The 210-nt window shown below is 44.8% G+C and carries 1 pseudogene; it reads left to right on the forward strand.

Annotated elements, in window-relative coordinates:
• A pseudogene (locus HMPREF1551_RS14505) lies at positions 1–210 on the forward strand (heat-shock protein Hsp70); the annotation flags it as partial.

A 210-nucleotide genomic window follows, 5' to 3' on the forward strand; every position in this document is an offset into this window, starting at 1 on the left:
ACAGTGCTGAAAAGCTCTTAGCGATTAAGGAACGTAACCCTGCCGTCTTTGAAAGTCTGTACCAACAGGATCCAAAGCCTAACGAAGGCTTGATGTATGATGAGTTCAACTGCTATATGGATTTGCCATCGCGTTATTATACCGTGGCTTACATCGATACGGCTGATAGCGGTAGCGATTACTTATGTGCCTTGTTTTACCGAGAAGCAG

Origin of the sequence: Capnocytophaga sp. oral taxon 863 str. F0517 (assembly GCF_000466425.1) — a bacterium.
Taxonomy (GTDB): domain Bacteria; phylum Bacteroidota; class Bacteroidia; order Flavobacteriales; family Flavobacteriaceae; genus Capnocytophaga.